This is a genomic window from Stenotrophomonas sp. YJH_SMC_4 (genome assembly GCF_059371575.1).
In genome coordinates this window covers 164,469-177,142 of the sequence record NZ_JCAFUR010000007.1, presented here as the reverse complement: position 1 = coordinate 177,142, position 12,674 = coordinate 164,469, and the positions used below count along the sequence as shown (strand labels likewise).

Annotated in this window: 13 protein-coding genes and 1 pseudogene; 7 read left to right on the top strand and 7 right to left on the bottom strand. The window is 66.4% G+C overall.

The window, feature by feature from the left end; translation table 11 throughout:
- Positions 1-93 (bottom strand): transposase (locus AC5P9F_RS13165; protein WP_305099592.1); only part of this gene is annotated, 93 nt, incomplete at its 3' end.
- Positions 94-339: 246 nt separating this feature from the next.
- Between AC5P9F_RS13165 and AC5P9F_RS13160 the strand changes: the two genes are divergently transcribed.
- Complete coding sequence (locus AC5P9F_RS13160; protein WP_099561836.1) at positions 340-2,043, top strand: proline--tRNA ligase; 1,704 nt, start codon at positions 340-342, stop codon at positions 2,041-2,043.
- 224 nt (positions 2,044-2,267) lie between these two features.
- Positions 2,268-2,648 (top strand): annotated as a pseudogene (locus tag AC5P9F_RS13155) (H-NS histone family protein); the annotation flags it as partial.
- A gap of 83 nt (positions 2,649-2,731) precedes the next feature.
- On the opposite strand, the gene AC5P9F_RS13150 reads toward AC5P9F_RS13155, so the two are convergent.
- A complete protein-coding gene (locus AC5P9F_RS13150; protein WP_005408003.1) occupies positions 2,732-3,991 on the bottom strand; it encodes a threonine/serine exporter family protein in 1,260 nt (419 codons plus the stop codon).
- A 93-nt stretch (positions 3,992-4,084) separates the two neighbouring features.
- Between AC5P9F_RS13150 and AC5P9F_RS13145 the strand changes: the two genes are divergently transcribed.
- From AC5P9F_RS13145 to AC5P9F_RS13130, 4 genes are read left to right on the top strand one after another with little or no spacing between them, the layout of a single operon-like run.
- Positions 4,085-5,206, top strand: coding sequence for an ABC transporter permease (locus AC5P9F_RS13145; RefSeq protein WP_005408002.1), 1,122 nt, complete (start codon positions 4,085-4,087; stop codon positions 5,204-5,206).
- A 1-nt stretch (position 5,207) separates the two neighbouring features.
- Positions 5,208-6,035 (top strand): ABC transporter ATP-binding protein, encoded by an 828-nt coding sequence (locus AC5P9F_RS13140; protein WP_100438861.1) that lies wholly within the window; start codon positions 5,208-5,210, stop codon positions 6,033-6,035.
- Positions 6,036-6,038: 3 nt separating this feature from the next.
- Positions 6,039-6,965 carry an MlaD family protein gene (locus AC5P9F_RS13135; protein ID WP_005408000.1) on the top strand — a complete coding sequence of 309 codons (927 nt, stop codon included), beginning with the start codon at positions 6,039-6,041 and terminating at the stop codon, positions 6,963-6,965.
- Positions 6,962-7,603 (top strand): ABC-type transport auxiliary lipoprotein family protein, encoded by a 642-nt coding sequence (locus AC5P9F_RS13130; protein ID WP_100438860.1) that lies wholly within the window; start codon positions 6,962-6,964, stop codon positions 7,601-7,603. The genes AC5P9F_RS13135 and AC5P9F_RS13130 overlap by 4 nt, the downstream gene beginning before the upstream one ends.
- Positions 7,604-7,607: 4 nt before the next feature.
- On the opposite strand, the gene AC5P9F_RS13125 is transcribed toward AC5P9F_RS13130, so the two are convergent.
- Positions 7,608-8,189 carry an alpha-ketoglutarate-dependent dioxygenase AlkB family protein gene (locus AC5P9F_RS13125; RefSeq protein ID WP_164225690.1) on the bottom strand — a complete coding sequence of 194 codons (582 nt, stop codon included), beginning with the start codon at positions 8,187-8,189 and terminating at the stop codon, positions 7,608-7,610.
- Positions 8,190-8,272: 83 nt separating this feature from the next.
- Between AC5P9F_RS13125 and AC5P9F_RS13120 the strand changes: the two genes are divergently transcribed.
- Positions 8,273-9,571 (top strand): glycosyltransferase, encoded by a 1,299-nt coding sequence (locus tag AC5P9F_RS13120; protein WP_164225689.1) that lies wholly within the window; start codon positions 8,273-8,275, stop codon positions 9,569-9,571.
- A 22-nt stretch (positions 9,572-9,593) separates the two neighbouring features.
- Here AC5P9F_RS13120 and AC5P9F_RS13115 read toward each other — a convergent pair whose 3' ends face one another.
- The 4 genes from AC5P9F_RS13115 to AC5P9F_RS13100 form a co-directional block, all read right to left on the bottom strand.
- On the bottom strand, positions 9,594-10,226 hold the full coding sequence (locus tag AC5P9F_RS13115) for a CoA transferase subunit B (protein ID WP_100438857.1): 633 nt from the start codon (positions 10,224-10,226) through the stop codon (positions 9,594-9,596).
- A gap of 1 nt (position 10,227) precedes the next feature.
- Positions 10,228-10,959, bottom strand: coding sequence for a CoA transferase subunit A (locus tag AC5P9F_RS13110; protein WP_005407996.1), 732 nt, complete (start codon positions 10,957-10,959; stop codon positions 10,228-10,230).
- A gap of 96 nt (positions 10,960-11,055) precedes the next feature.
- The gene (locus AC5P9F_RS13105; RefSeq protein WP_164225688.1) at positions 11,056-12,261 is read right to left on the bottom strand and encodes a hypothetical protein; all 1,206 of its coding nucleotides are present in this window, start codon (positions 12,259-12,261) and stop codon (positions 11,056-11,058) included.
- Positions 12,236-12,661, bottom strand: a complete 426-nt coding sequence (locus AC5P9F_RS13100; RefSeq protein WP_088430849.1) for a hypothetical protein — start codon at positions 12,659-12,661, stop codon at positions 12,236-12,238. The genes AC5P9F_RS13105 and AC5P9F_RS13100 overlap by 26 nt, the downstream gene beginning before the upstream one ends.
- Between the last annotated feature and the right edge of the window lie 13 nt (positions 12,662-12,674).

Genomic DNA, 12,674 nt, shown 5'->3' with positions numbered 1-12,674 from the left:
GCCGTGGCGACGGGCAATGGCTTTGACCGATGTGGAGGTCTTGCAGGCCTCTTTGGCGACCTGCAGTTTGAAACGTGCGTCGTATCTGTTCATGTATCCCTCGGGGTTGGATCTGACGTCCAACTCCCGGGGGTCACTTCATGGATGGGTTTACGGCGTCTCCCGCAACCGGACCCACCCCGCCATCCCACGGGAAGCCCGCTGTTGCTTCGGCAGTTGCTTCTGAGGTTGCCGGCCAGCGGCCGGCACTACCGCGGGTGCAGGGCGCAGCCCTGCCGATACCCCTCTCCCCGGCCGGGCTGGCAGAATAGGCGTCTCTGCCGTTATCCGAAGCCGACGATGCGCCTCTCCCAGTTCCACCTGCACACCACCAAGGAAACCCCCAGCGACGCCGAGCTCACCAGCCACCGGCTGATGCTGCGCGCGGGCATGATCCGCAAGCTGGCATCGGGCCTGTACACCTGGTCGCCGCTGGGCCTGCGCGTGCTGCGCAAGGTTGAACGCATCGTGCGCGAGGAAATGGACCGCGCCGGTGCCGTGGAATTCCAGATCCCGACCATCCAGCCGAAGGAACTGTGGGAGCAGACCGGCCGCTGGCAGAAGTTCGGCCCGCAGCTGCTGAAGATCAAGGACCGCAAGGACCAGGTGTTCTGCTACAGCCCGACCGCCGAAGAAGCCGCCTGCGACTTCGCGCGCAGCGAGCTGTCCAGCTACAAGCAGCTGCCGGTGAATTTCTACCAGGTACAGACCAAGTTCCGCGACGAGATCCGCCCGCGCTTCGGCGTGATGCGTTCGCGCGAATTCCTGATGAAGGACGCCTATTCGTTCCACCTGCACGATGAGTGCCTGGTGCGCGAATACGAGAACATGAAGTCGGCCTACAGCCGCATCTTCACCCGCCTCGGCCTGGACTTCCGCATGGTGCAGGCCGACTCCGGTGCGATCGGTGGCGATGCCTCGCAGGAATTCCACGTCATCGCCGATTCCGGCGAGGACGCGCTGGTGTTCTCCACCGGTTCGGACTACGCCGCGAACATGGAAGCGGCGATCGCCGCCGACCCGGCACCGCGTGCGGCTGCCAGTGAAGCCATGCGCAAGGTCGACACCCCTACCCAGAAAACCTGCGAGGACGTCGCGGCGCTGCTCGGCATCGAGCTGCAGCGCACGGTGAAGTCGGTGGCGCTGATCGCCGGTGAAGGCGAAGCACAGCAGTTCGTGCTTGTGCTGGTGCGCGGCGACCATGAGGTCAACGAAATCAAGCTGGCCAAGGTTGCCGGCCTGGACGAACAGCGCTTTGCCAGCGAGGCGGAAATCGCCGAGTACCTGGGCAGCGTGCCGGGCTTCCTCGGTCCGGTCGCCCCGGCCAAGGCCATCCGCGTGGTCGCCGACCGCGAAGTGGCCGCGATGTCCGACTTCGTCGTCGGCGCCAACGAAGCCGGTTTCCACCTGGCCGGGGTCAACTGGGGCCGCGACCTGCCGGAACCGGAAGTGGCCGACATCCGCAACGTGCGTGCCGGTGACCGCGCGCTGGACGGTGGCGAACTGAAGATCGCCCGTGGCATCGAAGTCGGCCACGTGTTCCAGCTCGGCCGCAAATATGCCGAAGCGCTGGATGCCACCGTGCTGGACGAGAACGGCAAGGCGGCGGTGATGGCGATGGGCTGCTACGGCATCGGTATCTCGCGCGTGGTGGCTGCCGCGATCGAACAGAACCATGACGATGCCGGCATCATCTGGCCGGACGCGATGGCGCCGTGGCAGGTGGTAGTGTGCGTGATCAACCCGAGGGGCGACGCCGCCGTGGCCGATGCTGCTGCCAGCCTGCTGCAGGAACTCCGCGACGCCGGCCTCGATGCCGCGCTGGACGACCGTGGCCTGCGCCCGGGTGCGATGTTCGCCGACATGGAACTGATCGGCATCCCGCACCGCGTGGTGGTGAGCGAGCGCGGCCTGGCCGCCGGTACCTACGAGTACCGCTCGCGCCGCGCCAGCGAAGCGGAAAGCCTGGACAAGGCCACCCTGCTGCAGCGACTGCAGGGCTGATCAGGAGAAGACCGGGGCACGCCTCGGTCTTTTTTTTTGCCTGTCGCCCAGTTGAGCAATATTGCAGCGGACATAATCCGGTCAAAATCGACGCAATGCAGCCGGGATGCTGCCAGGCCATGACCCGCCTGCATTTGTGCTGTGATTAATTCATCTTTATTCTGTCCCGCGACGCCATGGACTGGCTCGTCCCGTCCACATTTTAGTTTCCGGAGTAACCGTAAATGAGCATTGACCTGACCGGCCTGTCGGCACGCGAGCTGGGCGCCCTGATCCGTACCGCCAAGAAGCAGCAGACCATCGTCGCCAAGCGCCGGCCAATCACCAAGGTCCGGGCCCAGCTGACCAAGCTGGCCAAGACCGAGGGTTACACCATTGAAGAACTGTTCGGCGGCGCCCCGGCACCGCGCGCGCGCAAAGCCGCCCCGGCAGCCAAGGCACCGTCCAAGACCGCCGGCCGCAAGTTGGGCAAGGTTGCCCCGAAGTACCGCAACCCGGCCAACCCCAAGGAAACCTGGACCGGTCGTGGCAAGCAGCCGCGCTGGATGGCCGAGCTGACCGCCAAGGGCAACAAGAAGCCGGAAGATTTCCTGATCAAGAAGGTCTGAGGCCGGATCGGGATGCAATGAAAAACGCCGGCGGAAGCCGGCGTTTTTCATTCTTCGGTGTGCGGGCCAACGGTCCACACCTACAGGGTTTTGCGCGCCGGCATCAGCAGGTTGCCGAACAGCAGGCCGGCCACCAGCGCCATCACCACGTTGAGCACGGTGAGGAACACGCTTTGGCCCGCGCCAACGTCCTGCTGCTGGACCAGGGTCAGCACGCCGCGCAGGCTGGTGCTGCCGGGCACCATCATGATGATGCCGGGCAGGCGGATGATCGCTCCTGGGCGGCCAACGAGGCGGCCGAACAGATTGCCACCGGCGGTCAGCAACATCGCTGACAGGAAGATGCCGGCCGGCGCGCCCCAGGCGTGCCCGCCGAACTTGGAGATCGCGTAACCCGCCACCGAGGCCGCGATCACCCACGGGTAATCGCGCCGGTTGGCCTTGAACAGCATCGCGAAGGCGAATGCCGCGGTCAGCAGCGAACCCCACTCCACCCACGGCCCCTGCGGCCGCGTGGCGCGGATCACCGGGTCCAGGCCGAGTACATCAGCCAGGGTCACCGCGATCATCGCGCCCACGCTGAGCTTCATGATGGTGGTCAACGCGCCGGCGAAGCGCGCGGTACCGGAGACCCAATGCTGGCTGGCGAGTTCATTGACCGCATTGGTCAGCGACATGCCCGGCAGCAGCACCACCAGCGAGGCGATGATCACCGTGTTGAGGTTGAGTGCGCCAACAAAGGACGCGACCAGGGTTGCGACCATGCCGGCCAGCAGCGCCGCCAGCGCCTCGGCCGCTTCACGGGTGGCCGGGCGACGGTCGGTGACCATGCCGAGCAGGCCGATCATCAGGCCGATGACACCGGCGGTGGCGATGTCCAGCCACGGCAGCTTCCACATGCCGGCCACGCCGGCCGCGCCCAGGGTGAATGAAAGAATGGTGCGCAGCTTGCCGCGCCGGCCCGGATCCTTGTCCAACTGGCGCAGTGCGGTGTGGCCTTGGGCAATGCTCATCCGCCCGTTGGCCACTTCCTCGGCGATATGGTCGGCGACGCTGAGCTTGTGCAGGTCGTTCTCGCCGGGTGCCAGGCGGATCACGCGGGTGATGTCGCTGGAACCGATCGCCTGTGCCGGGTCGCTGAAACTGAGGATGATACCGGTGGGATTCGACCACGGTTCACAATCCAGATCGAGCTGGCGGGCCAGTGCCACCACTGCCGTTTCCAGGCGCTGGGCCGTGGTGCCGTAGCTGTGCAGGCGTCCGGCGATCTCGGAAACAAAGGCCACGCGCTGCGCGTAGGTGGCCTGGGGCGTGGGGATCGTGTGAGCGTCTGCGGACATGCGCCGTAGTATTACCTACTGCCGGGCCGCACTGGATAAATTCATCCGGGTTCGACGCGATGCCCCAGACAGAACGGTTATGCTGCGACCCGAATGGCCCAAGTGACCCCGAACCACGCCCCCCAGCTCGAACAGGATGCCCATGACCCGGGCCTGATCCGCCTGTCCGGCACCTGGACCTTGAAGACCGCGCTGGCCGCGGCCGAAGTCCTGCGCGGCGTTCCCGACACGCTGACCGGCATCGACGCCACCGGCATCGAGAAGATGGATTCGGCCGGCGTGCTGCAGGTACTGCGCGTAGCGCATCGCGCCGACCTTGGCGAGGACGCGTTGCAGTTCCGGCCGGACCACCAGGCACTGGTCTGCACCATCGAGGAAGTGGCTGACGACCGGCCCCGGCCCAAGCGCGATTTCGGCGTGCTGGCGGCGCTGGAACGGCTCGGTGTCAGCGTCCATGCCACTGGCCACAACATCAAGGCGCTGTGCAGTTTCCTCGGCGAGAACCTGGTCAAGGCAGCACGCCTGGTCAAGGAGCCCCGCCGTTTCCGCCTGACCGCCACCGTCCACCAGATGGAGCAGGTCGGGCTGGACGCAGTACCGCTGGTGGCGCTGCTGTCGTACCTGGTCGGCGCGGTGATCGCCTTCCTCGGCTCGACCATCCTGCGCGACTTCGGCGCCGAGATCTACGTGGTCGAGCTGGTCAACATCGCCTTCCTGCGCGAGTTCGCGGTACTGCTGACCGCGATCGTGCTGGCCGGCCGCACCGCCAGTGCGTTCACCGCGCAGATCGGCGCGATGAAGGCGCGCGAGGAAATCGACGCGATGCGCACGCTGGGCCTGGATCCGATCGACCTGCTGGTGCTGCCACGCCTGCTGGCGCTGCTGGTCACCCTGCCCCTGCTGACCTTCATCGCGATGATCGCGGGCCTGGCCGGCGGCATCACTGTCGGCGCGTTCGACCTCGACATCCCGCCGCAGATGTACATCGCGCGCATGCACGAGACGATGGAAGTGCGGCACATGCTGGTCGGCCTGTCGAAGGCGCCGGTGTTCGCGCTGGTGATCGGCCTGATCGGCTGCCTGGAAGGGCTGAAGGTGGAAGGCACGGCGCAGTCGGTCGGTGAACGCACCACCTCCAGCGTGGTGCAGACGATCTCGCTGGTGATCATCATCGACGCCTTCGCGGCGTTGTGGTTCATGCACATGGACTGGTGACATGAGCACGCATCCGACTCCCGAAGAAATACCCATGCAGGACGGCGACGGCCACGACCTGGCCATCCGCGTGCGCGGGCTGGTCAACCGCTTCGGCAGCCAGACCGTGCATGAAGACCTGGACCTGGAGGTGCGCCGTGGCGAGATCCTGGGCGTGGTGGGTGGCTCGGGTACCGGCAAATCGGTGCTGATGCGTTCGATCCTCGGCCTGCGCGTGCCCGATGCCGGGCAGATCGAAGTGCTCGGCCGCGACGCGCGTGCCGACGATGCCGAGAGCCGCCTGCACATCGAGCGCAACACCGGCGTGCTGTTCCAGGACGGCGCCCTGTTCTCTTCGCTGACCGTGGGCGAGAACGTTCAGGTGCCACTGAAGGAGCACCACCGCGAACTGCCCGAGCGCTGGCATTACGAACTGGCGCTGCTGAAGGTGAAGCTGGCCGGCCTGCCCGCCGATGCGATCAACAAACTGCCCTCGCAGCTGTCCGGCGGCATGCGCAAGCGCGCCGGCCTGGCCCGGGCGCTGGCGCTGGATCCGCCGCTGCTGTTCCTGGATGAACCGACCGCTGGCCTCGACCCGATCGGCGCGGCCGCCTTCGACCGCCTGATCAAGACCCTGCAGGAAGCACTGGGGTTGACCGTGTTCCTGATCACCCATGACCTGGACACGCTGTACGCCATCTGCGACCGGGTCGCGGTGATCGCCGACCGCAAAGTGGTGGCCAACGCGCCACTGCCGGACATCGAGAAACTGGATCATCCGTGGATCCAGGAATACTTCCACGGACCGCGTGCGCGTGCCGCGCGCGGCGAACAGATCGAGAGTGCCTGAGCCATGGAAACCAAAGCCAACTACGTGCTGATCGGCGCGTTCACCCTGATCACCGGCCTGGCCCTGCTGGCCTTCGGCCTGTGGGCCGCCAAGTACTCCTCCGACCGCACCTGGCAGGAATACCGCGTAGTGTTCCGCGAGGCGGTGACCGGCCTGTCGGTGGGCAGCCCGGTGCAGTACAACGGCATCGCGGTGGGTTCGATCATCGAACTGAACCTGGTGCCGGACGACCCGCGCCAGGTGGTCGCACGCATCCGCCTGAACTCGACCACCCCGGTCAAGACCGATACCCGTGCCAAGCTGGCGATCACCAGCCTGACCGGCCCGTCGATCATCCAGCTCAGCGGCGGCACGCCGCAGTCACCGGCACTGACCACGGTCAACAAGGACCCGGCCCCGATCATTCCGACCACGCCGTCGGCGCTGCAGAACATCACCGACGTTGCCAACCGCATCGTCGAGCGCATGGATCAGATCCTCAGCGACCGCAACGTGGCCTCGATCAACGCGACGCTGGCCAACCTGGAGACGATCAGCGGCGGCCTGGCCGACCGTGACCAGGGTACCCAGGCGCTGCTGCTCAGCGCGCGCGATGCCGCCCGCAGTCTGGACACCACGCTGAAGACCACCAACGGCACCATCGAGCGCCTGGACAGGAACCTGGTGCAGCAGCTGCCGGGCATCATCGACAAGCTGGACGGCACCCTGGCCAAGCTCGACTCGGCCGCCGGCAACGCCGATTCGATCCTTGGCGAGAACCGCGCCGCGATCAACAGCTTCGCCAATGATGGCCTCGGCCAGCTGGGCCCGACGCTGACCGAACTGCGCGGCCTGATCCGCGACCTGCGCCGGGTCAGCGACCGCCTCGAGAACAATCCCGCGCGCTACCTGCTGGGCCGCGACGCACCGAAGGAGTTCGAACCCAAATGAGCCCGATGCCCCTTCCGCGCCTGCTGCTGGCCGCTTCGCTGGTCACCCTGCTGGGCGGCTGCTCCGTCCTTGGCAGCAGCGAGAAAACCGCAGTGACGCTGTACTCGCCCGCCGTGCAGGTGAAGGCCGATCCGGCGTGGCCGCAGGCCAGCTGGCAGCTGGTACTGGCCAAGCCCAGCGCCGCACGCATGGTCGACAGCCCGCGCATCAATGTGCGGCCGACCCCGTCGCAGCTGGAGATCTACAAGGGCGCCAGCTGGGCCCAGCCGGCCACCGACATGATCGAGGACACCCTGCTGCGCGGCTTTGAGGATTCCGGACGCATCCACGGCGTCGCCCGCAGCACCGCCGGCATCCGCGCCGACTACAAGCTGTCCACCGACGTGCGCCGCTTCGAGTCGGACTACCAGGGCCAGGCCACGCCGACCGTGGTGATCGAGGTCAACGCCAAGCTGATCCACGTCGCCGACCAGCGCGTGGTCGCCGACCGTACCTTCCGCCAGGCACAGCCGGTCGGCAGTACCGACGTGCCGGCGGTGACCGCCGCGTTCGAGCGCGGCCTGCAGCAGCTGGCGCAGGATGTGGTGGGCTGGACGCTGGTGAGCGGGCAGGCCGACCAGCCGACCGTCACGCGCTGATCGATCAGCGTGGCGCAATCCAGCGGAACGTCAGGTTGATCCGCTCGCCCTGCACGCGCGCCATCTTCGGCAACGCGTGCTGGTAATAACGCTGGGTCTGCCCGGCCATTACCAGTAGGTCGCCATGGCCGAGCAGGTACTCGGTCTTCTGCGCCGGATCATCACGCCGGCGTAGCAGGAAACGCCGTGCCGCGCCCAAGCTCAGCGAGGCGATCACCGGCGCCGGGCCCAGTTCGGGCTCGTCGTCGCTGTGCCAGCCCATGTAATCGCCACCGCCGCGATAGCGGTTCAGCAGTACGCTGTTGAAGGCATGTCCACAGAATGCCTGCAGCCGTTCGCGAAGCGGCAGCAGGGCCGGCTGCCACGGCTCGGGCAGAAAATCGGTACCCGAATAGCGATAGCGCGCCTCGGCATCCCCCATCCAGCAGCTCAGGCGGGGCGAATCGACGATACGGCCGAACATGCGGATGCGATGCACCTGCCAGGAGATGTGGTGCTCCAGCTGCTGCTGCATCAGGTCCGCCTGGTCCGCGGCCAGCCAGCCCCGATGCCAGTGAATGTCGGCGTCGTCCAGTGGAAAATGCATGCCAGCACGCTAGCACACCCCCTCCGCGGCCAGCGACTATGATGGTCGCCCGCATTCCTGCGCGCCACCTGACGATGATGACGATGAAGCACTCCTGGTACAGCCTCAAATGGCGGATTCGCCAGGCCTCGCGCCGGCTGGCCTCGGTGATTCACAACCTGCGCCAGGTGGGCCCGGCGGCCACGCTGCGCAAGGTCAAGGCGGTGCTTCGCCCACATCCACCGGCCGTAGTATCGGTGCCCGCTCAAGCAGTGTGTTCTTCCGGCGAGGTGCACAGCACCGCCCCTGCACGTGCTGGATACGTGCTGGTGATTGATGCCAGCGCGCCCGATCCGACCCGCGATTCCGGCTCGGTCCGGATGTGCAAGATCCTCCAGTCGATCCGCGAGCTGGGATGGCAACCGGTGTTCATGCCGGACAATGGTGTCATCAGTGCCGAAAGTCGCGCTTTCCTCGACACACTGGGCGTGGACCTGATCGGCATCGCAGGCAGCCCCCGTCTCGACCAGTGGCTGCGTGTGCACGGCCAGCAGCTGCGTGCCACCTTGCTCAGCCGCCACCATGTGGCGGCAGCCCACATCGGGCTGATCCGCGATTACGCCGTCGGCAAGGTGATCTTCGACACCGTGGACCTGCACCATGTGCGTGAGCAGCGTGCTGCGGACCTGCGCCAAGACCCGGACCTGCAGCGTCAGGCCGCACGCACGCGGCAAAGCGAGTTCGCCCTGATCAACGCCAGCGACACGACGCTGGTGGTCAGCCAGACCGAGCTGGAGATGCTGCAGGCGCAACTGCCCGGCAGCGACATCCGGCTGCTGTCCAACATCCATGACGTGCACGGCGGCAAACGCAGTTTCGGGGACACCGCTGACCTGTACTTCGTGGGGGGCTATGCCCATCAGCCCAACCAGGAAGCGCTGGAATGGCTGGTCGGCGAGATCCATCCCCGCATCCGTGCGCAGCGCCCGGAGATCGTCCTGCACCTGATCGGAGAGATTCCGGAAGACGTGGCGGCGCGCTACGCCGGCAACGGCGTCATCGTCCACGGCCACGTGGCATCACTGCAGCCCTTCCTGTCGCGTTGCAGGATCGCGCTCGCCCCGCTGCTCTCCGGTGCAGGCGTGAAAGGCAAGGTCAATGAGGCCATGAGCCACGGTGTTCCGGTGGTGGCCACGCCCATTGCTGCCGAAGGCATGTTCCTGATCGACGGTCAGAATGCACTGATCGCGGCAGATACCGAGGCGTTCAGCAACGCCGTCCTGCGCCTGTACTCGAATGAGGCGTTGTGGTCCCACATCTCCGAACAGGGCTACCACAACATCCGCGAGCACTTCTCCAGCGATGCAGCGCGCAGGAGTCTGGAAGCACTCCTGCGCGACTGATCACTCCGGCGCGAACGCCGATTCAACCTCGGGCGAACGCCACGCCGGTTTTTTCCTTCAGTTCGTCATCGCTGACACCCGGCGCCGCTTCTACCAGCACCAGACCAGCATCGGTGACGTCAAACACGGCCAGGTCGGTGATGATGCGGTCGACCACGCCGACGCCGGTCAGCGGCAGCGTGCATTCGGCCAGGATCTTGTGCTCGCCGTTCTTGGCGGTGTGCTCCATCAGCACCACCACGCGCTGCACCCCGGCCACCAGGTCCATCGCGCCGCCCATGCCCTTGACCATCTTGCCGGGCACCATCCAGTTGGCCAGGTCGCCCTTGTCGGTGACCTGCATGGCACCGAGGATGGCCAGGTTGACGTGGCCACCGCGGATCATCGCGAAGCTGTCGTGGCTGCCGAAATAGCTGGCACCGGCACGCGCGGTGACGGTCTGCTTGCCGGCATTGATCAGGTCCGCGTCGATTTCGGCTTCGGTCGGGAACGGGCCGATACCGAGCAGGCCGTTCTCCGACTGCAGCCACACGTCCACGCCTTCAGGGATGTGGTTGGCGACCAGGGTCGGCAGGCCGATGCCCAGGTTCACGTACGCTCCATCGGTCAGTTCGCGGGCGGCGCGTGCCGCCATCTCGTCACGGGTCCACGCCATGTCAGTTGCCCTCCGCGCGGATGGTGCGCTGTTCGATGCGTTTTTCAGGATGTGCGTTGTGCACGATGCGGTGCACGTAGATGCCCGGCAGGTGCACCTGGTCCGGATCGATGGCGCCAACCGGCACGATCTCCTCGACCTCGGCGATGCAGACCTTGCCGGCCATCGCACAGGCCGGGTTGAAATTCCGAGCGGTCTTGCGGAACACCAGGTTGCCGGCCCCGTCGGCCTTCCACGCCTTGACCAGCGCCACGTCGGCGCGCAGCGCGGTTTCCATCACGTAGTGCTTGCCGTCGAACTCGCGGGTTTCCTTGCCCTCGGCCACCACAGTGCCGTAGCCGGTGGCAGTGAAGAACGCCGGGATGCCTGCACCGCCGGCACGCAGGCGTTCGGCCAGGGTGCCTTGCGGGTTGAATTCCAGCTCGAGCTCGCCGGCCAGGAACTGCCGCTCGAACTCCTTGTTCTCACCCACGTAGGACGAGATCATCTTCTTGATCTGCCGGGTTTCCAGCAGTTGGCCGAGGCCGAAACCATCAACGCCGGCATTGTTGGAGATCACGGTCAGGCCCTTGGCACCACTGTCGCGCAGCGCGGCGATCAATGCCTCGGGAATGCCACACAGGCCGAAGCCGCCCACGGCCAGCGTCTGGCCATCGGCGACCACCCCTTGCAGGGCCTCCGCCGCACTGGCGAAGCGCTTGCTGCGCTTGCCGGTGGAAGTCACGTGTTCCATTTCTACAGCCCCACACGGGAAGAATGAGCGCATTCTAGCGCTACGACCGCATACGGCTGGGATGCGCCGCAGCATGACGCCACGGCGCGTTGCGCCTCAGCGCGTGCCCGGGATCTTCGCGGTGGCGCGATGTTCCAGCGCCAGCAACACCGCAAACCCCAGCAGCAGTGTCACCGGCATGCGGACACGGTCGACACTGGTGCGCAGGTGCCAGTCCAGGTCATGCGGCGTCCCCAGGTAGACCAGGAACAGCACCGCTGCGTACGCCAGCGCCGCCAGCACGGCGGCCGATGCCGCCGGAACCCGCAGCACCGGACGCCAGAGCACCGCCAGCACCAGCAGCGGCACCAGCACCCACACATCCAGCAGCAGGCGCCCGACGATCGGCTTGGCACCGCCCTCGCTGCCAAGCCGCGCCAACAGCTGCGCCTTCATGTCGCTTCCCGCCAGGTCATTGGCAACCCCTGCCTGCCCGACGGCCAGCTTCCATGCCAGCAGTGGCAGCAGGGCCACAACCGCGGCCAGGAGGATGCGCCAGCCCAGGCGACGCTCACGCAGCACGCCTTCGCCCAGCACCACGGCCGTCAACAGAGCCGCAAGCACCGCACCCTCGTTCTTCAACATCGACAGCACGGCCACCAGCAGGGTGAATGCGACCAGCTCTCGACCACCACCATGCTTCCCGGACATGCGGTGACGCACCGCTGTCGCCACGGTAGCGACGGCATAGACCGCCACCAGCGGATCCATGTAGCCGTTGATCAGCATGTCACGCCCCAGGCGCAGCAGCAGCACTGCGAACAGCACCCCGCACCAGCGCCATCGGAAACTCGGGGCAATCAGCAGCAGTGCCGGCAGCAGCAGCAGCGATGCCACCGCCTTGGGCAGCAGTTCGTTCCAGTGCCCGGCCAAACCTGCTGCACTGGCCATCAACAACGGAGCCAGTGCGGGATAGTCGTTGTGGCTCCACGGCGCGTAATCATCCAGCTGGGCGTACAACGTGCCCTCCAGGTAGATCCGCTTGGCATGGAAGAGCCAGATCGAACGCGGGTCCCAGCCATCGGTGGGGCTTCCCAGCGCGATCAACACCAGCACCAGAACGGCCAGGACCAGAGGCGCGGTACGCAGGTCACGCACGGCTGGCAGGGCGAGCAGCGCGCTGAGCACGACCGTGCCGAATGCCACCTGCGCCGGCCAGCCCGCCAGGCCTACGGCGGCCAGGCCATAGCAGACAAGAATGGAGACCAGCATGGCCAGCGCCGCACGGCGCCCTGGTTCAGCGGCAGTCGGCAAGAACGACATCTCCGCTCCTCCCCTGGACGTGGCACTGGTCAACCAGCGGATCACCGGCCCTCAGCAGGCGCTGTGGGGTATCGGTATCGCTGAACCGGACCGGATACAGCGCCTCCCACATGCGTTGCTGGATCAAGGGATCGTCCTTCAGCCCCTGCCCGAGCGAAAGCAGCGAAGGCGCGATCGGCTGCGCGCGCACCAGATCACGTGCATCCACCACCTCACGTGGTACGGATGCGTCGAATCCCGCGTCCTCAGCGAAGGCCTGGCGCAGCAGCGACGTCTGATAGTCCGATCGCTTGGCGACCGATACGAGGGAAGCGCCCAACAGCAGCACCAGGATCCCGGCAATCGCCAGATCCCGGCGCGTAGTGCGCAGGGGGGAAGAGGTGGGGGTCATGTCATCCATGAAACGTTTCAAG